Genomic DNA, 24,915 nt, shown 5'->3' with positions numbered 1-24,915 from the left:
CCCGCTACTCGGTGGAGTCCGGTGGGGTAGCCGGCAATCCCTCGCTGCGCCGCAGCTTTTCGGCCATTGCGGTGAGCAGTTCCTGTGACTCGCTGGACAGGTCGAACGCGCGCGCCGACAGTCGACGAAGGCCGTAGCCGCGCAGCTGGGAGAGCAGCTCCAGGTCGTGGTCGATGCGAGCGGCGTAGATGTCGTCGAAGAAGTAGTCGGACTTGACCTTGAAGAACTGGGCAAGAGCGGCAACGGTTTCCGGCGACGGGTTGGTGCGCTGGCCGTTCCTCAGTTGGGAGATGTACGGCTTGGAGATGCGATGGCCGGCCGAATTGAGGGCCTCGGCAACCTCGGTGTTCGTGTGTGGCTTGCGGCCGGGTGGATGTACCGTGTCGAACAGTTTGTTCAACCGAGATGCGAAGTCTGACTCCATTGCCGTAGGTCCCGATCCCTTCGTGTGTCGACCCCTGAATTGGGGTCTCGCGCAGTCTGCGAGCACATGGTAACGGATTGGTAGCGGACGTTACATGGGTTCGTGGCTGGAAATATGGAATTAACGTTTGACCTGGCGACAGGCAGCTAAAGGCGCGGACCCTGTCGGGTCCGCGCCTTTAGCTGATGTCGTGCTCGGCGATCTAGCGCGAGAAGAGCAGGGCGCGCTTGACTTCCTGGATCGCCTTCGTCACCTGAATGCCGCGGGGGCACGCGTCGGTGCAGTTGAAGGTCGTGCGGCAACGCCACACGCCTTCCTTGTCGTTGAGGATGTCGAGCCGCTCGGCGGCTCCCTCGTCACGGCTGTCGAAGATGAAGCGGTGTGCGTTCACGATCGCGGCCGGGCCGAAGTAGCTGCCGTCGCTCCAGTACACCGGGCACGAGGTGGTGCAGCAGGCGCACAGGATGCACTTGGTGGTGTCGTCGAACCGGGCGCGGTCGGCCTGCGACTGGATCCGCTCACGGGTCGGCTCGTTGCCCGAGGTCATCAGGAACGGCTTGACGGCACGGAACGCGTCGAAGAACGGCTCCATGTCGACGAGCAGGTCCTTCTCGACCGGCAGGCCCTTGATCGGCTCGATCGTGATGGTGAGCGACTTGCCGTCCTTGGGCAGCATGTCGCGCATCAGCACCTTGCAGGCCAGCCGGTTGACACCGTTGATCCGCATCGCATCCGAGCCGCAGACGCCGTGTGCGCAGGAGCGGCGGAACGTCAGCGTTCCGTCGAGGTAACCCTTCACGTACAGCAGCAGGTTCAGCAGGCGGTCGGTCGGCAGGCACGGAACCTGGAAGGAGTCCCAGTGCTGACCCTTGCCGTCCTCCGGGTTGAACCGGGCGATCTTGAGGGTGACCATGACGGCTCCCTCGGGCACGGGCGGCAGCGCGGTCGCGTCCTTGTCGAGAACTGGTGCGGACATCAGTACTTACGCTCCATCGGCTCGTAGCGGGTCTGGACAACCGGCTTGTAGTCCAGACGGATGTCGGAGATGAGGTCCTTGCCGACCTTGTACGCCATGGTGTGCTGCATGTACTCGGCGTCGTTGCGGTCCGGGTAGTCCTCGCGGGCGTGGCCGCCACGCGACTCCTTGCGGTTCAGTGCGCCGACGACGGTGACCTCCGCCATCTCGAGCAGGAAGCCGAGTTCGACGGCCTCGAGCAGGTCGCTGTTGTAGCGCTTGCCCTTGTCCTGCACGGTGATGTGGTTGTACCGCTCCTTGAGCGCCTTGATGTCCTTGAGCGCCTGCGTGAGGGTGTCCTCGGTGCGGAACACGGACGCGTTGTTGTCCATGGACTGCTGCAGCTCGGTGCGGATGTCCGCGACGCGCTCGTGACCGTGCTCGGAGAGGATGACCGCGAGCCATTCCTCGACCATCTTCGCGGGCTCGTCCGGCAGCGGCACGAACTCGGTGGCCAGCGCGTGCTCGGCGGCGGCGATGCCGGCGCGACGGCCGAACACGTTGATGTCGAGCAGCGAGTTGGTGCCGAGGCGGTTCGCACCGTGCACCGAGACGCACGCGCACTCACCGGCGGCGTACAGGCCGGGAACGTGGTCCTCGTTGTTGCGCAGCACCTCACCGTTGATTTTGGTGGGGATGCCGCCCATCACGTAGTGGCAGGTCGGGTAGACCGGCACCAGCTCGGTGACCGGGTCGACACCCAGGTAGGTGCGGGCGAACTCGGTGATGTCGGGGAGCTTCTCCTCGAGCACGTCCTCGCCGAGGTGCGTGACGTCGATGTAGACGTAGTCCTTGTTCGGACCGGCACCGCGACCCTCGAGCACCTCGAGCACCATCGAGCGGGCGACGATGTCGCGCGGCGCGAGGTCCTTGATGGTGGGGGCGTAGCGCTCCATGAAGCGCTCGCCGTCGGCGTTGCGGAGGATGCCGCCCTCGCCTCGGACGGCCTCCGAGATGAGGATGCCCAGGCCGGCGAGGCCTGTCGGATGGAACTGGTGGAATTCCATGTCCTCGAGCGGCAGGCCCTTGCGGAAGATGATGCCCATGCCGTCACCGGTGAGGGTGTGCGCGTTGGACGTCGTCTTGTACATGCGGCCCGAACCGCCGGTCGCGAAGACGATCGACTTCGCGTGGAAGACGTGGATCTCGCCGGTGGCCAGCTCGTAGGCGATGACGCCGGTCGCGACCGGGCCTTCCTCGGTCTCGGTGAGCGCGATGTCGAGGGCGTAGAACTCGTTGAAGAACTCGACGTCGTGCTTGACGCAGTTCTGGTACAGCGTCTGCAGGATCATGTGACCGGTGCGGTCCGCGGCGTAACAGGCCCGGCGGACCGGGGCCTTGCCGTGGTCGCGGGTGTGGCCACCGAAACGACGCTGGTCGATCTTGCCCTCGGGTGTGCGGTTGAACGGCAGACCCATCTTCTCCAGGTCGAGCACCGCGTCGATGGCCTCCTTGGCCATGATCTCGACCGCGTCCTGGTCGGCGAGGTAGTCGCCACCCTTGACGGTGTCGAAGGTGTGCCACTCCCAGTTGTCTTCCTCCACGTTCGCCAGTGCGGCGCACATGCCGCCCTGCGCCGCACCGGTGTGGGAGCGGGTGGGGTAGAGCTTGGTCAGGACCGCGGTGCGGGTGCGCGGGCCAGATTCGATGGCTGCGCGCATGCCGGCGCCGCCGGCGCCGACGATGACCACGTCGTAACGATGTTCCAGCATGAAGATTAGCTCCCCGGGACGAAGGTCGGGTCGAAGGTGAAGATGACGTACGTGCCGGTCAGGATGATCAGGATCACCGCGACAGCGAGGATCGTGTTCAGCCAGAAGCGCGTGGAATCCTTGCGCGAGTAGTCCGCGATCACGGTGCGCAGACCGTTGCCGCCGTGCAGCATCGCGAGCCAGAGCATCGCGAGGTCCCAGATCTGCCAGAACGGGCTGGACCAGCGGCCGGCGACGAACGCGAAGTTGATGCGGTGCACGCCGTCATCCATCATCAGCATGATGAACATGTGGCCGAGCACCAGGATGACCAGTGCGAGGCCGGACAGGCGCATGAACAACCAGGCGTAGAGCTCGAAGTTGTTCTTGGCCTGACGGCGCGGCGAGCGCGGGGCGTCCAGGCTGGCCGGGCGGTCGTACGACTTGCCCAGAGTCTTGGCTTCGCTCATGTCAGTGCCCCGCAAACATGTTGTAGAAGATGCGTCCGGCGCCCGGAATCATCACGACGAACCAGATCGCGAGGATGACCCAGAGCATGACGCGCTGGTACTGGGGGCCCTTCGACCAGAAGTCCACGAGCATCACGCGGATACCGTTGAGTGCGTGGTAGAGGACCATCGCGACCAGTCCGAGCTCCAGGAGCCCCACGATGGGGTTCTTGTAGGTCTCGATGACCCGGTCGTAGGTGTCCGCGTTGACCCGCACGAGCGCGGTGTCGAGAACGTGAACGAAGAGAAAGAAAAAGGTCGCGACGCCGGTGATCCGGTGTAGAACCCAAGACCACATTCCGGGGTCGCCCCGGTATAGCGACCGCGTGCGCTCCTGTGCCGGAGCGGCTTCAGTCGTGCTACTCATCGAGTGCTGTGCCTCCAACGTCTTTGGTGGACGCGTCGCACCGGGGATTTCGGCTGTTTTCGGGGACCACCCTGCAGTTTTCAGCCTATGGCGCGACGAGAACCTGAACCGACTCACTGCACTGTAATCCTCCCCGGAAGTGGGAACTAATTCGACGGGCGGTTCGTACGAGACCAGGGAACGCTACTTAGGTTTGCCTTTCCAATGGTCAGCGTGGGTCGGCGCGGCGCGCTGCGGTGGTGCCCCGCTCGTGCGAGGATGGGGAATTGTGGTCGAAATCGATTGGAAACTGTTGCGCGACAACGCAGATCGTGTCCGCGAGGGGGCATATGCGCCGTATTCGCACTATCCGGTGGGTGCGGCCGCGCTGGTCGACGATGGCCGAATTGTCGTCGGATGCAATGTGGAAAATGTCTCATACGGGCTGAGTCTGTGCGCCGAATGTGGACTCGTCGGTAACTTGCACGCCACCGGAGGCGGGCGCCTGGTCGCGTTCAGCTGCCGTGATGCGAATTCCCAGGTACTGACGCCGTGCGGGCGCTGCAGGCAGCTGCTGCACGAGCATGGCGGCGGGGGACTGCTGGTCGACACCGGGGTGGGTCCGGTGCCACTGTCGACGCTTCTGCCTGCGCCCTTCGGGCCTGATGACCTGGCGCGGGTGCACACCGGCGAGGACGGGACCCGATGAGCGCGCACGTCAGCTCGGGCGCAGCCTCGGGGGGTTTTGACGTCGCCTCGGGCGCAGCCTCGGGGGGTTTTGACGCAGTCTCGGGCGCAGCCTCGGGGGGTTTTGACGCAGGCTCGGGCGCAGCCTCGGGGGGTTTTGACGCAGTCTCGGGCGCAGCCTCGGGAGGTTTTGACGCAGTCTCCGTCATCACCGCCAAGCGGGACGGGCGCGAGCTCACCGACGCACAGATCGAGTGGGTCGTCGACGCCTACACCCGCGGCGACGTCGCCGACGAGCAGATGTCCGCGCTCGCGATGGCGATCGTCTTCCGCGGCCTGGGTCGCCGCGAGACCGCGGCCTGGACCCGCGCGATGATCGCGTCCGGCCGTCGGATGGACCTGACGTCGCTGCCGCGGCCCACCGTGGATAAGCACTCGACGGGCGGGGTGGGGGACAAGATCACCCTGCCGCTCGCGCCGCTGGTGGCCGCCTGCGGAGCCGCGGTCCCGCAGCTGTCCGGGCGCGGGCTCGGCCACACCGGAGGCACTCTCGACAAGCTCGAGGCGATCCGCGGATGGCGCGCGGATCTGGACGCGGACGAGATCCTGCGGACGCTCGCGGACCCACGGGTCGGCGCGGTGGTGTGCGCGGCGAGTGCGGATCTCGCCCCGGCGGACCGCAAGCTGTACGCACTGCGCGACGTCACCGGCACCGTCGAGTCCATCCCGCTGATCGCCAGTTCGATCATGAGCAAGAAGATCGCGGAGGGCTCACAGTCGCTCGTCCTCGACGTGAAGGTCGGCTCCGGTGCCTTCATGAAATCGGTTCCGCAGGCGCGCGAATTGGCCACGGCGATGGTCGAACTCGGTCACGACGCCGGGGTGCACACGGTCGCGCTGCTGACGGCGATGGACACCCCGCTCGGATACACCGCGGGCAACGCCCTCGAGGTCGCGGAGGCGGTCGAGGTGCTCGCCGGCGGGGGACCGGCGGACGTGGTGGAGCTGACCGTCACCCTGGCGCGGGAGATGCTCGCGGCGGCCGGGCTGGACACCGTCGATCCGGCCGACGTCCTGCGGGACGGGCGGGCGATGGACCGGTGGCGGGCGATGGTGCGTGCGCAGGGCGGGGACCCGGCGGCACCGCTGCCTGTCGCGAGGGAGCGAGAAGTGTTGTACGCAAACAGCTCCGGAGCGCTCACCCGGCTCGACGCGATGGCCGTCGGCGTCGCCGCGTGGCGGCTCGGCGCGGGCCGTGAACGACAGGGACAGGCAGTCCAGCCCGGCGCCGGCGTGCAGTGGCACGCCCGTCCGGGCGACACCGTCGTCGCCGGCGCACCGCTGCTGACCTTGCACACCGACACCCCGCACCGGTTCGAACACGCCCGCGCCGCCCTCGACGGAGCCTGGGACATCGGCGACACGCCACCCGACGAGCCGCTCGTGATCGACCGCATCGGCCTGGTCCGGGTCTAGTTTCGGGATATGAGCACGCCACCGAGCTGGAACATCACCCCGACCGGCCCCGGCCCGGCCCCTCTCGACCTCGACACGGTGCGCACCGCGCCGAAGGCACTGCTGCACGACCATCTCGACGGCGGACTCCGGCCGGCCACCGTGCTCGAACTCGCCCACCACTGCGGCTACGACGGGTTGCCCGCCGACGACGCCGACACCCTCGCGGACTGGTTCTCCTCGGCGGCGAGCAGCGGCTCACTGGAGCAGTATCTGGAGACGTTCGCCCACACCGTCGCGGTGATGCAGACCCCCGAGGGTCTGCAGCGGGTCGCGCGCGAATGCGTCGCCGACCTCGCCGCGGACGGCGTCGTGTACGCGGAGGTCCGGTTCGCGCCCGAACAGCACCTCGAGCGGGGCCTGACCCTCGACGAGGTGGTGCACCACACCCTGCTCGGGTTCGAGGACGGGACGGCGCAGGCGCGGGACGCCGGACACGAGATCCGGGTCGGCTGCCTGCTCACCGCGATGCGGCATGCCGCACGCTCCCGGGAGATCGCGGACCTGGCCGTCCGCTTCCGGGAGCGCGGAGTCGTCGGGTTCGACATCGCAGGCGCCGAGGCCGGGCACCCACCGAGCCGGCACCTCGACGCCTTCGAACACATGCGGGCGAACAACGCACACTTCACGATTCACGCAGGCGAGGCGTTCGGACTGCCGTCGATCCACGAGGCGATCGCCTTCTGCGGCGCCGACCGGCTCGGGCACGGCGTGCGGATCACCGACGACATCGCCGTCGACGACGACGGGGACGCCCGCCTCGGCCGACTCGCCAACTACGTGCGGGACAAGCGGATTCCGCTGGAGCTGTGCCCGAGCTCGAATGTGCAGACAGGCGCCGTCCCCAGCCTGGAACGGCACCCCTTCGACCTGCTCGCCCGGCTCCGCTTCCGGGTCACCGTCAACACCGACAACCGGCTGATGAGCGCGACCACGATGAGCCGAGAGATGATCAAGCTCGCCGAGACCTTCGACTACGACTGGAACGACCTCGAGCGGTTCACCATCAACGCGCTCAAGTCCGCGTTCATCCCGTTCCCGGAGCGGCTGGCGCTGATCGAGGACGTGGTCAAACCGGGGTACGCGCGGCTGCGCGGGCAGTGACGTCGTGAACGGGGGCCTCGCGGACTGGGGTCCCCGTCGTCACTCCACCCGCAGCCGGGACTCGAACTCCTGCTCGAGCTCGCGCCAGGACTGCGACTCCGCGGTGAACGGGGCACTCGGCGCCAGGCGCGTCGGGTCGGGGTTGAGCGTGTAGGAGACGTACCAGCCGAGCGGCGTGGACGGCGCCAGCGCCTGCTCGGTGGAGTCGTCGTCGGCGAACGCCGCCGCGTCGGTGAACAGTTCCACCGCCAGATCGAGCTGGTCGGCGTCCACCGCCCGCGGCCCTTCGGCCAGGTCGTCGGCCAGACCCGGCAGGACGTACACGTTCTCGTCGGTGACCTCGATCTCGAGCGAACCGTCCACCGCGGCCGCCGCCACGTCGGAATACGTGCTGACGTGGGCGAGGGCGTGGTCGTTGTGGTCGGCCAGGTAGCGGGCCAGTGCGCGCTCGGACGTGAAGACCAGGATCTTGCCGCCCCGGCCGAGGAAGACCGGTTCGTCGTCGAGATAGCAGCGCAACGTGAAATACGTCGCCGAGGACGTGATGATCTTGACGGGGTCGATCCCGACCGACGTCCAGAACGTCTCCTCCTCCTCGCCATCGGTCTCGTCGGTGTCGCCGAGCGTCACGTACTCGATGTCGTCGCCCTCGTCGTCACCCTCCTCGGCGAGATCGTCGGCGTCGACGACGTTCTCCTCGGCCGCAACGATTTCGGCCTCGGCCTCCTCGACCGCGGCCGCATCGACCGCCGGTGACTGGACGATCGCGTCGATCGCGTCGATCACCCGATCCCAGCCGGCCGCGACGGCGGCACCGACCTGATCCCACCGTTCCGCCCCCTCACGCCCGAAGAAGGCGCTCGGTCCGGCCCCGACGGACCCGAGGACCGGGTGCGCGCTGAAATAGCGGGTGACGGCGTCCAGTTCGCAGACCTCGCCGATCGAGCGCGTGATCTCGAAGGTGTCCTCGAGTTCGCCGAGCGTGTCCGCGTCCGGGTCGCCCGCGACGAGTTCCAGGACGCCGACGAGATCGAAGACATGCGACTCGTCGGGTTCGAACTCCGCCGCCGACAGTGCCGCGACGATCCGCCAGGACGGGTGCTCGATCAGGTCGTGCTCGGAGTTCGCGCGCACGAACGCCGCCAGCTCGGCGGCGGAGGCGAACCCGTACAGATCGTCACCGTGGCCGAGGAACGCCTCCCACTCGTCGTCCCCCTCACGCCACCGCGGAGCCCACAGAGTGACGAGGTCGCCGTCGGTCAGACCGAGTTGGATCGGGACGATGTCTCCAGCCATGGCGCGAAGCCTAATCGGTCAGCGCACGTGCAAGCGATGCCAGGATCGCCTCCCGCCGCTGCGCGACCAGTCCGGCGGCCCGACCCGCCGTCTCGACAATCGCGCGCCCCAGGTCACGGGCGTCGACCCCGTCCAGCGATTCGGGCAGCCACAGCCCACACATGCCGCCGTGCTGGTCCACCTCCACACTCACCAACCCGGAACCGTGGCTGACGCGAGCCCGCGCCGACGACAGCTGATGCAGCGCGTCCTCGAGTGATTGGAGCCCGGCGCCCGCGCGAGCGACGACCGCATCCATCGCCCCGCTCACAGCAACCACCCGTTCGTTCCGCTCATACCAACGACCCTGTTCGCTTCGCTCACACCGGCCTCATCCACGTCGCCGGGGTGGCCTCGTCCGCCTCCCGTCGCGCCTGCGCGTCGGCGAGATCGTCGCGGGTGGGCAATCCGAGCTGGTCGAGGACGTCCTCCGGGACGCCCGCGGCAGCCAGGTCCTCGCGGCGGCGGGCCCCGGCCTCCGCCGCCGACGCCCGGCACATCTCCAGGATCGCCGCCGCCAGCCCGGCTCCGCTGTAGCGCAGTTCCCGCGGGTCGACCCGCACGTCGAGCGGTTGACCGCGATCGGTCGCGGTGACGGTGACGGTGCCCGCACGGTTGCTCGTCGTGGCGACGGCGGCGTCCTCCGGGAGTTGCACCGGCTCCGGCTCGGGGCCCGGTATGGCCATCGGGGCCGAGGCCGGGGCCGGGGCCGGGGTAGCGGTCGCGCCGAGCACCGCGGCAACCGGGATGCCGGGGCCGAACCGGGCGTCGGGGGCGTCGAACGGTGTGTTCATGCGGTGGGCCGGTAGAAGCCGTGGAAGCTCATACCGATGTTGTCGGTGCGGACCGCGCTGACCTGGACGGGGTCGCCTGCTTCGACCATCTGGCCGTTGCCGATCACCATCGCCACATGGCCGTCCCAGACGGCGAGATCACCCGGTCGAAGGTCGGACGGATCCACCTGGCAGCCCACGTTCTGCTCCTGCGCGAGGCGGGGAATGTCCACACCCGCCTCGCCGTACGCCCACTGGGTCAGTCCGGAGCAGTCCAGGCCCTGCCCGGGCGTCGTCCCGCCCCACGAGTACGGCACACCCTGCTGGCTGAGGGCGTTGCGCACCGCGTCGGCGGCCTCCTTGTTCGGTGCCATCGCGCTGCTGCCGTCCGGCAGGAACACCTCGACGCCGCCACTCGAGCCGAACAGGTCCGAACTGCTCCCACCGCGGATCGCGGGAGCGGGACCGCCGGGGGACGGGGCCGAGGCGCCGCCCGAACGTGAGATCGGAGACATCGCCCCCGAGAACCCCGAGTAGGTCGACGCGGGCTGGAAGGACGCCGAATCGGTGAAGCCGCGTGCGAAGCCACTGAACGCGTCGCCCCGCTGCTGCAGGCCCGACAGCGGGACCTCACGGCCCGCCGCCGACGGGCGGACGACCGCCTGCACGGCACCGGTGTCTGCCTGCGCCACCGCCGGGGCGGGAGCGGTCAGCTCCGTCATCGCGGCTGTGTGCACGTCGAGCTGGCCACGGACCCGGGCGACCACGGCCAGGCCGCGCGACAGGTGGTCGATGGCGGACGCGACGATCATGATCTGCCCGGCGGGCGTGGTCAGGGCGGGACCGGCCGCGACGGCGGTCGAGACGAACGAGCCGACGATCGCCTGGAGTTCGGCCATGCCCGCGCCGACGTCGCCGGACGCCGACGTCAGCACGGCGGCGATCTCCGTTCCACGCTCCGAGAGTTTCACCTGCTGGACCTGGGCCTGCTGCCCCTTGGCGGCCGCGGCGTCGGCGGCCGCTCCCGACCAGGCGCCGCCGAGCTCGGCGAGCCCGAGCTTGCCGACGGCATAGGCGGAGTCGAGCGCCGCGGATGCAATCGCCAGCGCCTCCGGCGGTCCGTCGGGCGGCAGCACGCCGGTGCCGAACGTGTCGAGCAGGTCGGTCAGGGGACGGGTCAGCAGGTCGACGGCGATCATTCTCACACCTCCAGTCCGGAGCCCGTGTCGGCGAGCCCGCCCGCCACCGACCGGTCCGCGCCGTCGTAGACGGTGGCCGTCGCGTGCGCGGCCGCGCCCATGCTGTCGAGGGTGTCCGCGAGCGCGTCGAGCGCGGCGGTGTGCGAGCCGTGTGCCGTCGCGAACGCGGCCAGGAAGTCGCCGCCGATCAGCCCGAACACCGGCGTCAACAGGCCCGGCCCGACCGTGGCTACCCCCGCCGCGGCCTGGCGCACACCGGCCGCCATCACCGTGGCCGTCGCGCCGTATGCGCGGATCCCGTCGGTCACCGCTGAAAACTCGGTCATAGCCCGATTCCCCCGTTTCGTTCGATCCCTGCGCCCGGTCGGTCTGAGCCGAACCGTCACGAGATTGGACGCAGAGGTGCACCATCCGGTTCCCGCCGGTTTCGCGTGCCCGACCTCCGCTGCATATCCTGAGGCCCATGGATACGCACGTGGTCGATCACCCGTTGGCAGCCGCACGATTGACCACGATGCGCGACGAACACAGCAGCAATCCGGCGTTCCGCGCGGCACTGCGCGAACTGACGCAGATGCTGATCTACGAGGCGATCCGCGACGCCGAGATCGAGGAATTCGAGATCGCCACGCCCGTCTCGCCCGCGCGCGGCGTCCGGTTGGCCGCGCCGCCGCTGCTGGTGCCGGTGCTGCGCGCCGGGCTCGGCATGGTCGAGCAGGCCAGTCTGACCATCCCGCAGTCCCAGGTCGGATTCGTCGGGATGGCGCGGGACGAACAGACGCACCAGCCGGTGCCGTACCTGGAATCGCTCCCCGCCGACCTGGCCGGGATCCCCGTCTACGTCCTCGACCCGATGCTCGCCACCGGCGGGTCGATGGTGCGGACCCTCGAACTTCTCGTCGAGCGCGGCGCCACCGACATCACCGCCGTCTGCGTGGTCGCCGCACCGCAGGGCGTCGCCGCGCTCGCCGACTCGGGCCTGCCTGTGCGTCTGGTCACCGCGAGCATCGACGAGGGACTGAACGAGGACGCGTACATCGTCCCCGGCCTCGGCGACGCAGGCGACCGGCAGTTCGGGCCCCGCAACATCTAGGCCCGGCAACATCTGGGCCCGGCAACATCTGGGCGCGGCCGCGCCGCCGGGAGTGAGCTTCACCCCAGCCGGGTCGAGAACCGCTCACACGCGCGAAGCGCCTCGTCGGCGGCGGCGCGGGCGCGGGGCAGGTCGGCGCGGCTCGTGACCGGCTCGAACGCCTCCAGGTAGCACTTGAGCTTCGGCTCGGTTCCCGACGGACGCACCACAACCCGCACCCGCTCGCCGGTGAGGATCACCGCGTCGGTGCGAGCCTGCCCGCGCCGGTCCAGCAGGTCCTCGGCCGTGACGGGCAGGCCGGCCAGTTCGGTGGGCACGGCCGCGCGCAGCCCCGCCATCGCGTCGGCGATCCGGTCGAGGTGCTCGAAACGCAGTGACACCTGCGCCGTCGCGTGCACCCCGAACTCGACCGCCAGGTCGTCGAGAACGTCGAGAAGGGTCCGCCCCCGCGCCTTCAGGCCCGCCGCGAGGTCGGCGACGACGACGGCGGCCGAGATCCCGTCCTTGTCCCGGACCGCATCCGGGTCCACGCAGTGCCCGATCGCCTCCTCGTACGCGTACACCAGCCCACTGCCCGCCCGGACCAGCCACTTGAACCCGGTCAGCGTCCGGGCGAACCGGGCTCCGCGTGCCGCGGCGATCCGGCCGAGCAACTGCGAAGAGACGATGGTGGTCGCGACGAGCGGATCCGTGCCCTCCGGTTGCCGCGAGAGCAGGTGGTCGCCGAGCAGCGCGCCGGTCTCGTCGCCGGTGAGCATCCGCCAGCCGTCCGCCGATGGGACGCCCACCGCGCAGCGGTCGGCGTCCGGATCGAGCGCGATCGCCAGATCGGCGTCGACCCGCGCGGCCAGTTCCAGCAGCGCGTCGGTCGCCCCCGGCTCCTCCGGGTTCGGGAACGCGACGGTCGGGAAGTCCGGGTCCGGGGCGTACTGGCTCGCGACCGTGTGGATCTCTGCGAATCCCGCCGCCTGCAGCGCCTCGACGGCGAGTTTGCCGCCGACACCGTGCAGGGGCGTCAGAGCGATGCGCAGGTCTCGCTCGGTGGATCGGGTCAGTGTTGCGATGCGGGCGAGGTAATCCCGCATCAGTGGGGTGTCCTCGGCGGGACGGACGGGGGAGCGGGGCACCGCGACGGCCGGGCCGACCGCGGCGATCGCGTCCTCGATCTCCCGGTCGGACGGCGAGATCAGCTGCGCGCCGCCGTCGAGATACACCTTGTAGCCGTTGTCGGCGGCGGGGTTGTGCGAGGCGGTGATCTGCACGCCGAGCTGCGCGCCCAGCTTCCGCACCGCGTATGCGACCACCGGGGTCGGTGTCGGCCCCGGCAGCAACACCACCGAGAAACCTGCGCCGGCAAGCACTTCCGCTGCCGTGGTGGCGAACACTGCACTGCCGTGGCGCCCGTCGCGCCCGACCACGACCGTCGAGCCGCCCAGACACTTCGCCTGCAGCCACGCCGCGATCCCGGCGGTGGTGCGGGTGACGACGGCGACGTTCATCCCGTTGGGTCCGGCCCGCACCGGCCCGCGCAACCCGGCGGTGCCGAAGGTCAGCGGGGCGGAGAAGCGTTCCGCCAGTTCGCCCTCCGGCAGCGCGGCGAGCTCGGCCCGCGCGTCGGGGTCGGGGTCCCCGGCGAGCCACCGCTCGACCCGGCCGCGCAGGTCGTCGGTCACAGCGACGACACCAGCTTCCGCAGCAGGCCGCCGATGTGTCCGGCCGCGGCCGCACCCGCCGCGAGCACCTCCGCGTGGTCGAGGGGTTCGCCGGTGATGCCCGCCGCGAGGTTGGTGACCAGGGAGATGCCGAGGACCTCCGCGCCTGCCGCGCGGGCCGCGATGGTCTCGTGCACGGTGGACATGCCCACCAGATCGGCGCCGAGGGTCCGCAGCATCCGGATCTCGGCGGGCGTCTCGTAGTGCGGGCCGGGCAGCCCCGCGTACACGCCCTCCTCGAGACCCGGGTCGATCGACCGGGCCAGGTCCCGCAGCCGTGGGGAGTAGGCGTCGGTCAGGTCGACGAACTGGGCGCCGACGAGCGGGGAGCGGGCGGTGAGGTTGAGGTGGTCGCTGATCAGGACGGGTTGCCCGACGCGCATGCCCTCCCTGATGCCGCCTGCGGCGTTGGTCAGGACCACCGTGCGGGCGCCGGCGGCGACGGCGGTCCGCACCGGGTGCACCACCTGCGCGAGGTCGTGGCCCTCGTAGGCATGGGTGCGGCCGAGCAGTATCAGGACCCGGGCGTCGTCGACGGACACCGACAGTGCGGTACCCGCGTGCCCGGACGCCGACGGGGCCGCGAAACCGGGGAGGTCGGTCATCGGCACCGTCGCCGCGGGCGTGCCGAACGCGTCGGCGGCGGCCCGCCAGCCGGAGCCGAGGACGATCGCGACGTCGTGCTTCGCGACGCCGGTGCGCTCGGCCAGAACCTGCGCGGCCTGCTGCTCGAGGGTTCCCATGAAGGCACACAGTACTGGCGACAGCGGAAGTTACCCGCAGGTAGTATCCGGGCATGCCTTATCTCGAGCGCAACGGCGACGTCCACATCCTCCACCTCGGCGACGAGGGTGTGACGGACAGCGAGAACCGCTTCCACCCGGACTGGATCGACCGGTTCCACGCCGCGCTCGACCAGGTCGAAGCGGTGGAGGGTCCGGCCGCGCTGGTCGTGACCGCGGACGGGAAGTTCTTCACCAACGGCCTCGACACCGACTGGCTGTTCGGCAACCTCGACAAGATCCACGGCTACCTGGACCGGGTCCACACGATCTTCACCCGACTGCTGACCCTCCCGATGACCACCGTCGCCGCGATCGGCGGCCACGCGTTCGGTGCCGGTGCGATGCTCGCCGCCTCCTGCGACCAGCGGGTGATGCGCGCCGACCGCGGGTTCTGGTGCCTGCCCGAGGCCAACCTCAACATGCCGTTCACGATCGGGATGAACGCGCTCATGACGACGCAGCTGCCGCGCCCGACCGCGGTCGAGGCGATGACCACCAGCCGTCGCTACGCCGGCCCGGACGCGCTCGCCGCCGGGATCGTCAACGAGATCGTCGAGGGCGACGGGGTGCTCGCGGCCGCGGTCGCCCGCGCCGGCGCGACCGCGAACGTGCGCGGTGCCAACCTCGGTCGGATCAAGGCGGACATCCACGCGTCGATCCTCGCCGCGCTGGCGACGAAGACCGACGCGGGCAACCTGCCGTTCGGTCAGAACTGACTCGTCGACCGACACCGCGGCACCCGCCAGTACATGGGCGGGTGCCGCGTCGGACGAGTCTTGCCGCGGCGTGGATGAGCGCCGCCGCGGCGGGGTGAGACACTGGATGGTGTGACCTCGGAAGTGGACGACGCGCTCGCCGGCGCGCAGGCGGATCTGATCGCGCTGTCCCATTCCATCCATGCGGAGCCGGAACTCGCCTTCGCCGAGCACCGTAGTGCCGCGAAGACCTCGGAACTGCTGTCCCGGTACGGGTTCGAGGTCACCACACCGTACGCCGACCTTCCGACGGCGCTGTGCGCCGAGTACGGCAGCGGCGATCTGGTGGTAGGGATCCTCGCCGAGTACGACGCGCTGCCCGAGATCGGTCATGCGTGCGGGCACAACATCATCGCCGCTGCCGCCGTCGGCGCGGGGATCGCGCTCGCTCCGGTCGCGGACCGCCTCGGCATCACGGTCCGGGTGATCGGCACACCGGCCGAGGAGAGTGGTGGCGGCAAGGTCCTCATGCTCGAACGCGGCGCGTTCGACGACCTCGCGGCGGCGCTGATGGTGCATCCGGGTCCCGAGGACATCGCCGGTGCGAGTTCGCTGGCGATGGCGGACGTCGCGGTCACCTTCAGCGGGCGGGAGGCGCACGCGTCGGCCGCGCCGCAGCACGGTCGCAACGCCGCCGATGCCGCGACGGTTGCGCAGGTCGGTCTGGGTCTGCTGCGTCAGCATCTCGAACCCGATCAGCAGATGCACGGGATAGTCAGCGACGGCGGCGCGGCGCCGAACATCGTGCCCGCCCGCACCGAGATGCTGTACTACCTGCGCGCCCGCACGTCGCAGTCGCTCGCCGAGCTCACCGAGCGGGCCTTCGCATGCTTCGAGGCCGGGGCGCTCGCCGCCGGCTGCACTCACGACATCCGCACGGTGTCACCGAATTACGCGGAGCTTCGGCCGGACCCCTGGTTGGTCGGGGCGTACCGGGAACTGATCGAGACGATGGGACGCAGTCCGCTGCCCCCCGACCGGGAAGGATCGCGCCCGCTGGGCAGCACCGACATGGGAAACGTGACACATGTGATTCCGGGGATCCACCCGGTGATCGGGATCGAGTCCGGCGGCGCGGTGACGCACCAGCCGGAGTTCGCGGCGGCCTGCGTGACGGCCTCCGCCGACCGCGCGGTGCTCGACGGTGCCCGCGCGCTGGCGGGTACCGCTGTCGCGGCTGCGGCCGATCCGGTGCAGAGGGACCGGTTGCTGGCCGGGGTCGAGAAGCGGACGGGCCTGGCCGGCCGGCGCTCCGCGTCGGAGAAGGGGGCCCGGTCGTGAGCAGCTGGATCGATCACTGGGTCGAGACGCACACCGCCGAGTTGTCGGCCTGGCGCAGGCACATCCACGCCCACCCCGAACTCGCCCGCCAGGAGTTCGCCACCACCGAGTTCGTGGCGCGCAAGCTGGCCGCGGCCGGCCTCGAGCCGAAGATCCTGCCCGGCGGAACCGGGCTGACCTGTGACATCGGGCCGGACGGCCCGCGGGTGGCGCTGCGGGCGGACATGGATGCGTTGCCGCTGCAGGAGGACACCGGCGCGCCGTACGCGTCCACCGTTCCCGGCATCTCCCACGCGTGCGGGCACGACGCGCACACGACGATCCTGCTCGGGGCGGGTCTCGCGCTCGCGCAGTCGCCGGAGCCGCTGCCGTACGGGGTGCGGCTGGTGTTCCAGCCCGCGGAGGAGGTGATGCCGGGCGGCGCACTCGACGTCGTCGCGAGCGGTGGGATGAAGGATGTGTCGAGAATCTTTGCGCTGCACTGTGATCCGCGACTGGCGGCGGGTCGCGTGGGGGTGCGGCTCGGGGCCATCACCTCGGCCGCCGACACCGTCGAGCTCCTGCTCGACTCGCCCGGCGGTCACACCTCGCGCCCGCACCTGACCACCGACCTGGTGTACGCGCTCGGCACGGTCATCACCGGGCTGCCCGGCATGCTCAGCCGGAGGATCGACCCGCGGACCAGCACGGTGATGGTGTGGGGTGCGGTCAGCGCCGGGCAGGCACCGAACGCAATCCCGCAGACGGGCAGGCTGGTCGGCACCGTCCGCACCGGTGACCACGACACCTGGGCGCTGCTCGAGCCGCTGGTCCGGGAGATCGTGCACGGCCTGCTCGCGCCGACCGGGGTTCGGTACGAGCTGAACTATCGCCGGGGCGTCCCGCCCGTCGTCAACGACGAGGTCTCCACCCGGATGTTCGAGCACGCGATCTCACAGCTTGGCCCCGACGCCCTGTCGGACACGCCGCAGTCCGGCGGCGGCGAGGACTTCTCCTGGTATCTCGAGGAGGTGCCGGGCGCGATGGCCCGGCTCGGGGTGTGGTCCGGCATCGGGGAGCAGCTCGACATCCACCAGCCGACCTTCGACCTCGACGAGCGGGCCCTCTCGGTGGGCGTGCGGGTGATGGCGAATCTCGCCGTGTCCGGCGAGCCCACGGTGCCGTGACGGCGGCGGGGCCCCGGGGCGGGTCCTGGCTGCCGTAACCCGGCGTGCCGGGGCCAGCTGCCGTAGCCCGGCGTGCCGGGGCTGGCTGCCGTAGCCCGGCGTGCCGGGGCTGGCTGCCGTAACCCGGCGTGCCGGGGCTAGCTGCCGTAGCCCGGCGTGCCGGGGCCGACGTTGCGGCTGTTGCGGGTGCGCAGCTCGCGGACGTACTCCGCGGGAGCTCCCGCGATCTCCGCGGCGTCGGCCATCACGCCGAGGTAGCGGGCCGAGGGCAGGCCACCCTCGTAGGCGTCGAGCACATACAGCCACGCCAGGACCGAGTCGCCGGTGTCGGTGTCGACGCGCAACCGGATCTTGCGGTGGATGCCGAGCTCGGAACCCTCCCACCGGTCCAGGCTGGCCTCGTCCTCGTCGGGCACGTCGTAGAGCACCACGAACACCCGGGAGTCGGGGTCCTCGACGACGGTCGCGAGCGCGCCCTCCCAACCGATGTCCCCGCCGCTGAAGGTCAGCCGCCAACCGTTCAACCAGCCGGTACCCGCCATCGGCGAGTGCGGGCAGCGTTGGAGCATCTGCTCCGGGTGCATGTTGGATCCGTACGCGGCGTAAATCGGCACGCGGAAAGCGTAGACCGTGAGCCGACGGCCATCGAACCGTACACAGCACAATTCGCTCCGCTCGGCGCACGGCGGCCCTGTCGATGTGCGCGCGGACGGGCGGGTGGAATAGCGTGGACGCACCGAGAAGTGTGCACACGCTGCTGAAACAGCACCTGCCGAAACATGGAGGACGGATGACCCGGATCGTGATCATTGGCGGCGGACCCGCCGGCTACGAGGCGGCGTTGGTCGCGGCGCAGCATGGGGCGGCAGTCTCCTTGATCGATTCCGATGGTGTGGGCGGCGCGTGCGTGCTGTGGGACTGCGTTCCCTCGAAGACGTTCATCGCCTCGACCGGTGTCCGCACCGACATGCGCCGGGCCACCGACCTGGGCATCGCGCTCGACCCGTCCCAGGCGACGATCTCGCTGCCGCAGATTCACTCCCGGGTCAAGAGCCTCGCGCAGGCCCAGTCCGCCGACATCCGCGACAAGCTGCAGACCGCAGGCGTCGAGCTGCTCTCCGGCACCGGCGAGCTGATCGACCCGGTGATCGGGATGGCCTCCCACAAGATCAAGGCCATCCTGGCCGAGGGCGGAGAGCGGGTGCTCGAGGCCGACGTGGTGCTGATCGCGACCGGTGCGTCTCCTCGGGTCCTGCGGGGCGCGGAGCCGGACGGCGACCGCATCCTCAACTGGCGCCAGCTCTACGACCTCGACTCGCTGCCGGAGCATCTCGTCGTCGTCGGCTCGGGTGTCACCGGCGCCGAGTTCGTCTCCGCCTACACCGAGATGGGTGTGCGGGTCACGATGGTCTCCAGCCGGGACCGGGTGCTGCCGCACGAGGACGCCGATGCGGCGATGGTGCTCGAGGAAGCGCTGTCCGAGCGCGGTGTCACCCTCGTCAAGCACGCCCGCGCCGACGCCGTCGAGCGCACCGAGGACGGGATCATCGTCCGGCTGTCCGACGGTCGCACGGTCACCGGCAGTCATGCCCTGATGACGGTCGGCTCCACCCCGAACACGTCGGGTCTGGGCCTGGAGAAGGTCGGCATCGAACTCGACCAGGGCGGTTACCTGCGGGTCGACCGGGTTTCGCGCACCGCCGTGTCCGGGATCTACGCGGCCGGCGACTGTACGGGACTGTTCCCGCTCGCCTCGGTCGCGGCGATGCAGGGCCGGATCGCGATGTACCACGCCCTCGGCGAGGGTGTGAGCCCGATCAAGCTCAAGACCGTCGCGTCGGCCGTGTTCACCCGCCCGGAGATCGCGAACGTCGGCGTGAGCCAGGCCTCGATCGACAACGGCGAGGTGCCCGCCCGCACCGTCATGCTGCCGCTGAACACGAATCCGCGCGCCAAGATGTCGAGCCTGCGCCGCGGCTTCGTGAAGATCTTCTGCCGCCCGGCGACCGGCGTGGTGATCGGTGGCGTGGTGGTCGCTCCGACCGCGTCCGAGCTGATCCTGCCGATCGCGATCGCGGTGCAGAACAACCTGTCGGTGAACGATCTCGCGCAGACGTTCTCGGTGTACCCGTCGCTGTCCGGTTCGATCACCGAGGCCGCCCGTCAGCTGATGCGGCACGACGACCTGGACTAGGAGGATCCCGGCATGTGGGCCCCCCGTTCCACATGCCGAACCTCTCTGGAACAATGAGGGGCGGCCGGGAACCCCGGTCGCCCCTTCTGTACCTCCCGCCCGTGGATCCGAGCGCCAGGTCGCCTCGAACCTCGTCCACTTCCACCGGGAGTCGTCATGTCCCCAGTTCTCGCGCGACGCATGTCCGCGCTCCGTTCCTCCGCAATCCGCGATCTGCTCGCGGTCACCGCTCGCCCCGACGTCATCGGTCTCGCGGGCGGGCTTCCCGATCCGAACCTGGTCCCGCTGGACCGGATCCGGGACACCACCGAGCGGGTGCTGGGGTCGCCGGCCGCGCTGCAGTACACCGAGACCACCGGGCTGGCCCGACTGCGTGAGGTGGTGGCCGCGCGCGAGTCGGCGCGACGGCAGGGGCCGGTCGACGCATCGCGGGTGGTGATCACCCACGGCTCCCAGCAGGCGCTGAGCCTGCTCGCGCAGGCGCTGCTCGATCCCGGCGCCACCGTGGTGGTCGAGGAGCCCGCCTACACCGGGGCGCTGCAGGTGCTGCGGACCGCCGAGGCCCGCATCGTCACCGTGCCCCTCGACGCGGACGGCATGCGGGTGGACCGGCTCGCCGAACTCCTCGCCGCGGGGGAGCGGCCGGCCCTCGTGCACACCGTCAGTACCTTCCACAATCCGCGCGGCGTGACCATGTCCGCCGACCGGCGCCGGTCACTGGCCGCCCTCGCCGAGCGTTACGACTTCCGGATCGTCGAGGACGACCCGTACGGCGAGCTGTACTTCCGCGATGCGCCACCGGAACCGGTTGCCGCGCACTCGGACCGGGTGATCCGGCTGTCCAGTGCCTCGAAAACCCTCGCGCCCGCGTTGCGCGTCGGCTGGATGGTCGCGGAGCCGGAGATCTGCGCGGCCGTCGAACTGCTCAAGCAGGGCGCGGACCTGTGCGGGTCGCGGCTCACGCACCAGGTCGCTGCCGACCTGCTCGCCGACGACGCCTGGTACACGGCGCACCTGGCGGGCCTGCGCGCCGAGTACGGACGCCGGGCCGCCGCACTCCGCGCCGCGGTCGACCGGGAGCTCGCCGGGGTTGCGACGCTCGGACCGATCGACGGTGGCATGTTCGGCTGGCTCGAATTCGGCGACGGCACCGACACCGAGGCGCTGCTGTCGGCCGCGTTGGACCACGGGGTGGCGTTCGTCCCCGGATCGGCGTTCGCCGTCACGGACGGCGCCCGGCACAGCGCCCGGGTGTGCTTCACGACGAACACACCCGACCGGCTGGCCGAGGGGCTGACCCGCCTCGCCGCGGCCCACCGGTCCCTGCGGTGAGGTTCCCCAATGTGACATTTGCTGTCGGCAAGTGAGCCAATGTGACATCAGGGAACCAACGGGTGGTCAGTCGACCCAGTCGTAGGTGCGCTCGACGGCCTTGTTCCACTCCCGGTACAGCCGATCCCGTTGCTCGGCAGGCATGTTCGGCGTCCAGGTGTGGCCGATCTCCCAGTTCGCGCGGATGTCGTCCTCGGAGCTCCAGAATCCGACGGCGAGTCCGGCGGCGTAGGCCGCACCGAGTGCGGTGGTCTCGTTCACGACCGGCCGGATCACCGGGACGTCGAGGATGTCGGCCTGGAACTGCATGAGGGTCTCGTTGAGCACCATCCCGCCGTCGACCTTCAGCGAGGTGAGGGCGACACCGGAGTCGGCCTCGGCGGCCTCGATCACCTCGCGGGACTGGAAGGCGGTGGCCTCGAGCGCGGCCCGGGCGAGGTGGCCCTTGTTCACGAAGCGGGTCAGCCCGACGATCGCTCCGCGGGCGTCCGGTCGCCACCGCGGCGCGAACAGTCCGGAGAACGCGGGCACGAAGTAGGTGCCGCCGTTGTCCGGGACCGCGGACGCGAGCAGTTCGACCTCCTTGGCGGAGTTGATGATCCCCAGGTTGTCGCGCAGCCACTGCACGAGCGACCCGGTGACCGCCACCGAGCCCTCCAGCGCGTACACCGGTGCGCTCTCACCGATCCGGTAGCACAGCGTCGTCAGCAGTCCGTGCTTGCTGTGCACCGGGGTGGTGCCGGTGTTGACCAGCAGGAAGTTCCCGGTGCCGTAGGTGTTCTTCGCCTCGCCGGGGGACAGGCAGGCCTGCCCGAACATGGCGGCCTGCTGGTCGCCGAGGATGCCGGCGATCGGGACGCCGGCGAGCGGGCCGCGTTCCCGGCAGGTGCCGAACGGGCCGGAGGAGCTGCGGATCTGCGGCAGCATCGACGTCGGGATCCGCATGTCCGCGCAGATCTGTTCGTCCCAGTCCAGGGTTGTCAGGTCCATCAGGAGTGTCCGGGACGCGTTGGTGACGTCGGTGGCGTGCACGCCGCCGTCCGGTCCGCCGGTGAGGTTCCACAGGATCCAGCTGTCCATGGTGCCGAAGCACAGGTCGCCGGCCTCGGCGCGGGCCCGGACACCGTCGACGTTGTCCAGGATCCACCGCAGTTTCGGCCCGGAGAAGTACGTGGACAGCGGCAGTCCGGTGGTCTGCCGGTAGCGGTCGGGGCCGTGCCCGTCGGCGATCTCTTCGCACAGCCGGTCGGTGCGCGTGTCCTGCCAGACGATCGCGTTGTACACCGGTTCGCCGGTGGCGCGGTCCCAGACGACGGTCGTCTCGCGCTGGTTCGTGATGCCGACCGCGGCGATGTCGTCGCGGGTGAGGTCTTTCTTGGCGAGCGCGGCGGCGGCCACCTCGCGGGTGGTGCGCCAGATCTCGGCCGCGTCGTGTTCGACCCACCCGGCCTGCGGGAAGATCTGGCGGTGTTCCTGCTGGGCGGAGGTCACGACGCGGCCACCGTGATCGAAGATCATGCAGCGGCTCGACGTGGTGCCCTGATCGATCGCGGCGATGTACTTGGTCACGGGCGTCCTCGTCTCTCGGGCGGTCTCGGCACGAAGCTACTAGCCTGGAGCGAGATTTGCCGACAACCTCTGGAGCTCGAGTTGGACAAGCAACCTGGTGTGCAGTTCCTCGGCCCGGATCAGCGGAAGCTGGCCTGGGAGCAGTTGGGGACCGAACAGTTCGACGTGGTGGTGGTGGGCGGCGGGGTCGTCGGCGCCGGCGCCGCGCTTGACGCCGCGACGCGGGGACTGAAGGTGGCGCTGGTGGAGGCGCGGGACTTCGCCTCGGGTACCTCGTCTCGGTCGTCGAAGATGTTCCACGGCGGTCTGCGCTACCTCGAACAGCTCGAGTTCGGTCTGGTCGCGGAGGCGCTGCACGAGCGGGAACTGTCGATGTCGACGCTGGCGCCGCACCTGGTGAAACCGCTGAAGTTCCTCTTCCCGCTGACGCACCGGGTGTGGGAACGCCCGTACATGGCGGCCGGGTTCATGCTCTACGACCGGATGGGCGGCGCGAAGTCCGTTCCCGCGCAGAAGCATCTGACGCGGGCGGGTGCGCTGCGGATGGCGCCGGGGCTCAAGCGGAACGCGCTCGTCGGCGGAATCCGCTACTACGACACGGTGGTCGACGACGCGCGGCACACGATGACGGTGGCGCGCACGGCCGCGCACTACGGTGCGGTGGTGCGCACCTCGACGCAGGTGGTCGGGTTCATGCGCGAGGCGGATCGGGTTTCCGGTGTGCGCGTGCGGGATTCGGAGGACGGCAGCACCACGGAGGTGCGCGGTCACGTCGTGATCAACGCGACCGGAGTGTGGACCGACGAGATCCAGGCGCTGTCGCACCAGCGGGGCCGGTTCCGGGTCCGGGCCAGCAAGGGCGTGCACATCGTGGTGCCCCGGGACCGGATCGTCAGCGACGCCGCGATCATCCTGCGCACGGAGAAGTCGGTGCTGTTCGTGATCCCGTGGGGCGGGCACTGGATCATCGGGACCACCGACACCGACTGGAATCTCGACCTCGCACATCCGGCGGCGACGAAGGCCGACATCGACTACATCCTCGGGCACGTGAACAATGTGCTCGTCACCCCGCTCACCCACGACGACATCGACGGCGTCTACGCCGGACTGCGCCCGCTGCTCGCGGGGGAGTCCGACGAGACCTCGAAACTCTCCCGGGAGCATGCGGTCGCGCGGGTGGCGCCCGGGCTGGTCGCGATCGCGGGAGGCAAGTACACGACCTACCGGGTGATGGCCGAGGATGCCGTCGACATTGCGTCCGAGGACATTCCGGCGCGGATCGCGTCGTCGATCACCGAGAAGGTGCCGCTGGTCGGCGCGGACGGGTACTTCGCGCTGGTGAACCAGGCGGTGCACCTCGGTGAGCTGTACGGGCTGCACCCGTACCGGGTCAAGCACCTGCTCGACCGCTACGGTTCGCTGATCGACGACGTGCTCCAACTCGGCGCGGCGACACCCGAACTGCTGCAACCGATCACCGACGCCCCGGACTACCTGCAGGTCGAGGCGGTGTACGCGGCGGCGGCGGAGGGGGCACTGCACCTCGAGGACATCCTCGCCCGCCGGACCCGGATCGCGATCGAGTACCCGCACCGCGGCGTGAACTGCGCCGAGCAGGTCGCGCACCTGGTGGCGCCCGTGCTGGGCTGGGACGCGGCGGCGGTCGATCGCGAGGTCGAGACCTATCGGGCGCGGGTCGAGGCGGAGGTCGAGTCGCAGCGCAGGCCCGACGACGAGTCCGCCGACGCGCTGCGGGCGGCCGCACCCGAGGCCCGTGCGGAAATCCTGGAGCCGGTGCCGATCTCGCGGTGACGGCGGACGCTGCCCCGGCGCTGCCGCGGCAGGGGCAGCGTCGGGCTCAGTGGGTGAGGACCAGCTTGATCGCGACGATCAGCACCGCGACGAACCCGAGTACGAACGATGAGACGAGGGTGTTCCGAGTCGGGCGTTCACCGCGCAACCGGGTGATGACGTAGGCGATGCCCGCGATACGGGTGACCACCCAGACCTCGGCGAGCAGTAGCGCCGTGGTCAGTTCGATCCAGCCGAGTCCGCTGCCCAACCACACCAGCACCGCCGGGATCAGTGCCGACGTCAGGACCGGCACCGAGTCGCGGAGCTCGTCGAGTCGTTCCGACCAGGTCAGGGCATGGCCGGTTCGGGTGCTGCGCCCGAGGGATTCGGCGAAGGCGTGCGCGATGAAGGTGGAGATCCCGGTCCCGATGATCACCAGTGCCGCATGCGTGACGCTCGCGTTGTTCAGTGGCACGAGAGCGGCCAGCACCAGGATGTTGCCGTAGACGTAGGCACTGATCCGGCTGGCGTAGTCCTCGGTGGACAGGGGCTCGCGCGTCATGGGGTACAGCTTGGCATGCGCGGTCGGCGCAGTCGGCTCGGCGCCGCTCTCGCGCACTCAGCGTGTCCGCA

Annotated in this window: 25 protein-coding genes; 10 read left to right on the top strand and 15 right to left on the bottom strand. The window is 70.0% G+C overall.

All coding sequences use genetic code 11. From position 1 onward, the window contains the following. Positions 1 to 4: 4 nt before the first annotated feature. From ACWEPG_RS21195 to sdhC, 5 genes are all read right to left on the bottom strand, one after another. Positions 5 to 424: a helix-turn-helix domain-containing protein gene (locus ACWEPG_RS21195; RefSeq protein WP_450116173.1), complete on the bottom strand. Its 420-nt coding sequence runs from the start codon at positions 422 to 424 to the stop codon at positions 5 to 7. Between the two features lie 202 nt (positions 425 to 626). Beyond that, entirely contained in the window at positions 627 to 1,400 is a 774-nt protein-coding gene (locus ACWEPG_RS21190) for a succinate dehydrogenase iron-sulfur subunit (protein WP_450116172.1), read from the bottom strand. Next, complete coding sequence (sdhA, locus tag ACWEPG_RS21185; RefSeq protein ID WP_450116171.1) at positions 1,400 to 3,151, bottom strand: succinate dehydrogenase flavoprotein subunit; 1,752 nt, start codon at positions 3,149 to 3,151, stop codon at positions 1,400 to 1,402. The genes ACWEPG_RS21190 and sdhA overlap by 1 nt, the downstream gene beginning before the upstream one ends. A gap of 5 nt (positions 3,152 to 3,156) precedes the next feature. Next, complete coding sequence (locus tag ACWEPG_RS21180; RefSeq protein ID WP_450116170.1) at positions 3,157 to 3,600, bottom strand: succinate dehydrogenase hydrophobic membrane anchor subunit; 444 nt, start codon at positions 3,598 to 3,600, stop codon at positions 3,157 to 3,159. Between the two features lies 1 nt (position 3,601). Continuing rightward, a complete protein-coding gene (sdhC, locus tag ACWEPG_RS21175; protein WP_450116169.1) occupies positions 3,602 to 4,006 on the bottom strand; it encodes a succinate dehydrogenase, cytochrome b556 subunit in 405 nt (134 codons plus the stop codon). Between the two features lie 268 nt (positions 4,007 to 4,274). Here sdhC and ACWEPG_RS21170 point away from each other — a divergent pair, with 268 nt between their 5' ends. The 3 genes from ACWEPG_RS21170 to ACWEPG_RS21160 are packed head-to-tail and all read left to right on the top strand — an operon-like array spanning position 4,275 to position 7,291. After that, positions 4,275 to 4,694, top strand: a complete 420-nt coding sequence (locus ACWEPG_RS21170) for a cytidine deaminase (RefSeq protein WP_450116168.1) — start codon at positions 4,275 to 4,277, stop codon at positions 4,692 to 4,694. Further along, complete coding sequence (locus tag ACWEPG_RS21165) at positions 4,691 to 6,148, top strand: thymidine phosphorylase (protein WP_452595209.1); 1,458 nt, start codon at positions 4,691 to 4,693, stop codon at positions 6,146 to 6,148. Before ACWEPG_RS21170 ends, ACWEPG_RS21165 begins: the two co-directional genes overlap by 4 nt. 9 nt (positions 6,149 to 6,157) lie before the next feature. Beyond that, on the top strand, positions 6,158 to 7,291 hold the full coding sequence (locus ACWEPG_RS21160) for an adenosine deaminase (RefSeq protein ID WP_450136299.1): 1,134 nt from the start codon (positions 6,158 to 6,160) through the stop codon (positions 7,289 to 7,291). Positions 7,292 to 7,330: 39 nt separating this feature from the next. Here ACWEPG_RS21160 and ACWEPG_RS21155 read toward each other — a convergent pair whose 3' ends face one another. Genes ACWEPG_RS21155 through ACWEPG_RS21135 form a run of 5 tightly spaced genes read right to left on the bottom strand, consistent with a single transcriptional unit; the run spans position 7,331 to position 10,924 of the window. Beyond that, positions 7,331 to 8,587 carry a primosomal protein gene (locus tag ACWEPG_RS21155; RefSeq protein ID WP_450116165.1) on the bottom strand — a complete coding sequence of 419 codons (1,257 nt, stop codon included), beginning with the start codon at positions 8,585 to 8,587 and terminating at the stop codon, positions 7,331 to 7,333. Positions 8,588 to 8,597: 10 nt separating this feature from the next. Then, positions 8,598 to 8,897 (bottom strand): YbaB/EbfC family DNA-binding protein, encoded by a 300-nt coding sequence (locus ACWEPG_RS21150; RefSeq protein ID WP_450116164.1) that lies wholly within the window; start codon positions 8,895 to 8,897, stop codon positions 8,598 to 8,600. 49 nt (positions 8,898 to 8,946) lie between these two features. Next, positions 8,947 to 9,420 carry a hypothetical protein gene (locus tag ACWEPG_RS21145; RefSeq protein WP_452595208.1) on the bottom strand — a complete coding sequence of 158 codons (474 nt, stop codon included), beginning with the start codon at positions 9,418 to 9,420 and terminating at the stop codon, positions 8,947 to 8,949. Then, positions 9,417 to 10,598 carry a C40 family peptidase gene (locus ACWEPG_RS21140; protein WP_452595207.1) on the bottom strand — a complete coding sequence of 394 codons (1,182 nt, stop codon included), beginning with the start codon at positions 10,596 to 10,598 and terminating at the stop codon, positions 9,417 to 9,419. The genes ACWEPG_RS21145 and ACWEPG_RS21140 overlap by 4 nt, the downstream gene beginning before the upstream one ends. Before the next feature lie 2 nt (positions 10,599 to 10,600). Continuing rightward, entirely contained in the window at positions 10,601 to 10,924 is a 324-nt protein-coding gene (locus ACWEPG_RS21135) for a type VII secretion target (protein ID WP_452595206.1), read from the bottom strand. A 137-nt stretch (positions 10,925 to 11,061) separates the two neighbouring features. Between ACWEPG_RS21135 and upp the strand changes: the two genes are divergently transcribed. After that, positions 11,062 to 11,691: a uracil phosphoribosyltransferase gene (gene upp, locus ACWEPG_RS21130; protein ID WP_450116160.1), complete on the top strand. Its 630-nt coding sequence runs from the start codon at positions 11,062 to 11,064 to the stop codon at positions 11,689 to 11,691. A 59-nt stretch (positions 11,692 to 11,750) separates the two neighbouring features. On the opposite strand, the gene ACWEPG_RS21125 is transcribed toward upp, so the two are convergent. Both ACWEPG_RS21125 and ACWEPG_RS21120 read right to left on the bottom strand, forming a co-directional pair. Beyond that, entirely contained in the window at positions 11,751 to 13,364 is a 1,614-nt protein-coding gene (locus ACWEPG_RS21125; RefSeq protein ID WP_452595205.1) for a phospho-sugar mutase, read from the bottom strand. Beyond that, positions 13,361 to 14,146, bottom strand: a complete 786-nt coding sequence (locus tag ACWEPG_RS21120) for a purine-nucleoside phosphorylase (RefSeq protein WP_450116158.1) — start codon at positions 14,144 to 14,146, stop codon at positions 13,361 to 13,363. Before ACWEPG_RS21120 ends, ACWEPG_RS21125 begins: the two co-directional genes overlap by 4 nt. A 53-nt stretch (positions 14,147 to 14,199) precedes the next feature. On the opposite strand from ACWEPG_RS21120, the gene ACWEPG_RS21115 reads away from it, so the two are divergent. From ACWEPG_RS21115 to ACWEPG_RS21105, 3 genes are all read left to right on the top strand, one after another. Beyond that, entirely contained in the window at positions 14,200 to 14,904 is a 705-nt protein-coding gene (locus ACWEPG_RS21115) for an enoyl-CoA hydratase/isomerase family protein (RefSeq protein WP_452595204.1), read from the top strand. A gap of 111 nt (positions 14,905 to 15,015) precedes the next feature. Beyond that, complete coding sequence (locus ACWEPG_RS21110) at positions 15,016 to 16,224, top strand: M20 family metallopeptidase (RefSeq protein ID WP_452595203.1); 1,209 nt, start codon at positions 15,016 to 15,018, stop codon at positions 16,222 to 16,224. Further along, positions 16,221 to 17,390, top strand: coding sequence for a M20 family metallopeptidase (locus ACWEPG_RS21105; protein ID WP_450116155.1), 1,170 nt, complete (start codon positions 16,221 to 16,223; stop codon positions 17,388 to 17,390). Before ACWEPG_RS21110 ends, ACWEPG_RS21105 begins: the two co-directional genes overlap by 4 nt. 137 nt (positions 17,391 to 17,527) lie before the next feature. Here ACWEPG_RS21105 and ACWEPG_RS21100 read toward each other — a convergent pair whose 3' ends face one another. Next, positions 17,528 to 18,004, bottom strand: a complete 477-nt coding sequence (locus tag ACWEPG_RS21100) for a gamma-glutamylcyclotransferase (RefSeq protein WP_450116154.1) — start codon at positions 18,002 to 18,004, stop codon at positions 17,528 to 17,530. Between the two features lie 176 nt (positions 18,005 to 18,180). Between ACWEPG_RS21100 and ACWEPG_RS21095 the strand changes: the two genes are divergently transcribed. Together ACWEPG_RS21095 and ACWEPG_RS21090 are read left to right on the top strand one after the other, a co-directional pair. Next, a complete protein-coding gene (locus tag ACWEPG_RS21095; protein ID WP_450116153.1) occupies positions 18,181 to 19,584 on the top strand; it encodes an NAD(P)H-quinone dehydrogenase in 1,404 nt (467 codons plus the stop codon). A 156-nt stretch (positions 19,585 to 19,740) separates the two neighbouring features. Then, positions 19,741 to 20,916 (top strand): aminotransferase-like domain-containing protein, encoded by a 1,176-nt coding sequence (locus tag ACWEPG_RS21090; protein ID WP_452595202.1) that lies wholly within the window; start codon positions 19,741 to 19,743, stop codon positions 20,914 to 20,916. A 66-nt stretch (positions 20,917 to 20,982) separates the two neighbouring features. Here ACWEPG_RS21090 and glpK read toward each other — a convergent pair whose 3' ends face one another. Then, the gene (glpK, locus tag ACWEPG_RS21085) at positions 20,983 to 22,485 is read right to left on the bottom strand and encodes a glycerol kinase GlpK (protein ID WP_450116151.1); all 1,503 of its coding nucleotides are present in this window, start codon (positions 22,483 to 22,485) and stop codon (positions 20,983 to 20,985) included. Between the two features lie 81 nt (positions 22,486 to 22,566). Here glpK and ACWEPG_RS21080 point away from each other — a divergent pair, with 81 nt between their 5' ends. Next, positions 22,567 to 24,300, top strand: a complete 1,734-nt coding sequence (locus tag ACWEPG_RS21080; protein ID WP_450116150.1) for a glycerol-3-phosphate dehydrogenase/oxidase — start codon at positions 22,567 to 22,569, stop codon at positions 24,298 to 24,300. A 46-nt stretch (positions 24,301 to 24,346) separates the two neighbouring features. Here the strand turns inward: ACWEPG_RS21080 and ACWEPG_RS21075 are convergent, their stop codons facing one another. After that, on the bottom strand, positions 24,347 to 24,844 hold the full coding sequence (locus tag ACWEPG_RS21075; RefSeq protein WP_450116149.1) for a hypothetical protein: 498 nt from the start codon (positions 24,842 to 24,844) through the stop codon (positions 24,347 to 24,349). Positions 24,845 to 24,915: the final 71 nt, after the last annotated feature.

It is taken from the genome of Rhodococcus sp. NPDC004095 (assembly GCF_053604015.1).
Note: the sequence above shows the minus strand (reverse complement) of the source record. Positions and strands in the feature narration are given on the sequence as shown.

What these genes read in the sequence shown, in the direction of transcription:
- ACWEPG_RS21120 (WP_450116158.1), bottom strand. Translation starts at nt 14,146, where the DNA reads ATGGGAACCCTCGAGCAGCAGGCCGCGCAGGTTCTGGCCGAGCGCACC.
- ACWEPG_RS21095 (WP_450116153.1), top strand. Translation starts at nt 18,181, where the DNA reads ATGACCCGGATCGTGATCATTGGCGGCGGACCCGCCGGCTACGAGGCG.
- ACWEPG_RS21190 (WP_450116172.1), bottom strand. Translation starts at nt 1,400, where the DNA reads ATGTCCGCACCAGTTCTCGACAAGGACGCGACCGCGCTGCCGCCCGTG.
- ACWEPG_RS21155 (WP_450116165.1), bottom strand. Translation starts at nt 8,587, where the DNA reads ATGGCTGGAGACATCGTCCCGATCCAACTCGGTCTGACCGACGGCGAC.
- ACWEPG_RS21075 (WP_450116149.1), bottom strand. Translation starts at nt 24,844, where the DNA reads ATGACGCGCGAGCCCCTGTCCACCGAGGACTACGCCAGCCGGATCAGT.
- upp (WP_450116160.1), top strand. Translation starts at nt 11,062, where the DNA reads ATGGATACGCACGTGGTCGATCACCCGTTGGCAGCCGCACGATTGACC.
- ACWEPG_RS21135 (WP_452595206.1), bottom strand. Translation starts at nt 10,924, where the DNA reads ATGACCGAGTTTTCAGCGGTGACCGACGGGATCCGCGCATACGGCGCG.
- sdhA (WP_450116171.1), bottom strand. Translation starts at nt 3,151, where the DNA reads ATGCTGGAACATCGTTACGACGTGGTCATCGTCGGCGCCGGCGGCGCC.
- ACWEPG_RS21145 (WP_452595208.1), bottom strand. Translation starts at nt 9,420, where the DNA reads ATGAACACACCGTTCGACGCCCCCGACGCCCGGTTCGGCCCCGGCATC.
- ACWEPG_RS21140 (WP_452595207.1), bottom strand. Translation starts at nt 10,598, where the DNA reads ATGATCGCCGTCGACCTGCTGACCCGTCCCCTGACCGACCTGCTCGAC.
- sdhC (WP_450116169.1), bottom strand. Translation starts at nt 4,006, where the DNA reads ATGAGTAGCACGACTGAAGCCGCTCCGGCACAGGAGCGCACGCGGTCG.
- ACWEPG_RS21180 (WP_450116170.1), bottom strand. Translation starts at nt 3,600, where the DNA reads ATGAGCGAAGCCAAGACTCTGGGCAAGTCGTACGACCGCCCGGCCAGC.
- ACWEPG_RS21165 (WP_452595209.1), top strand. Translation starts at nt 4,691, where the DNA reads ATGAGCGCGCACGTCAGCTCGGGCGCAGCCTCGGGGGGTTTTGACGTC.
- ACWEPG_RS21160 (WP_450136299.1), top strand. Translation starts at nt 6,158, where the DNA reads ATGAGCACGCCACCGAGCTGGAACATCACCCCGACCGGCCCCGGCCCG.
- ACWEPG_RS21195 (WP_450116173.1), bottom strand. Translation starts at nt 424, where the DNA reads ATGGAGTCAGACTTCGCATCTCGGTTGAACAAACTGTTCGACACGGTA.
- ACWEPG_RS21090 (WP_452595202.1), top strand. Translation starts at nt 19,741, where the DNA reads ATGTCCCCAGTTCTCGCGCGACGCATGTCCGCGCTCCGTTCCTCCGCA.
- ACWEPG_RS21115 (WP_452595204.1), top strand. Translation starts at nt 14,200, where the DNA reads ATGCCTTATCTCGAGCGCAACGGCGACGTCCACATCCTCCACCTCGGC.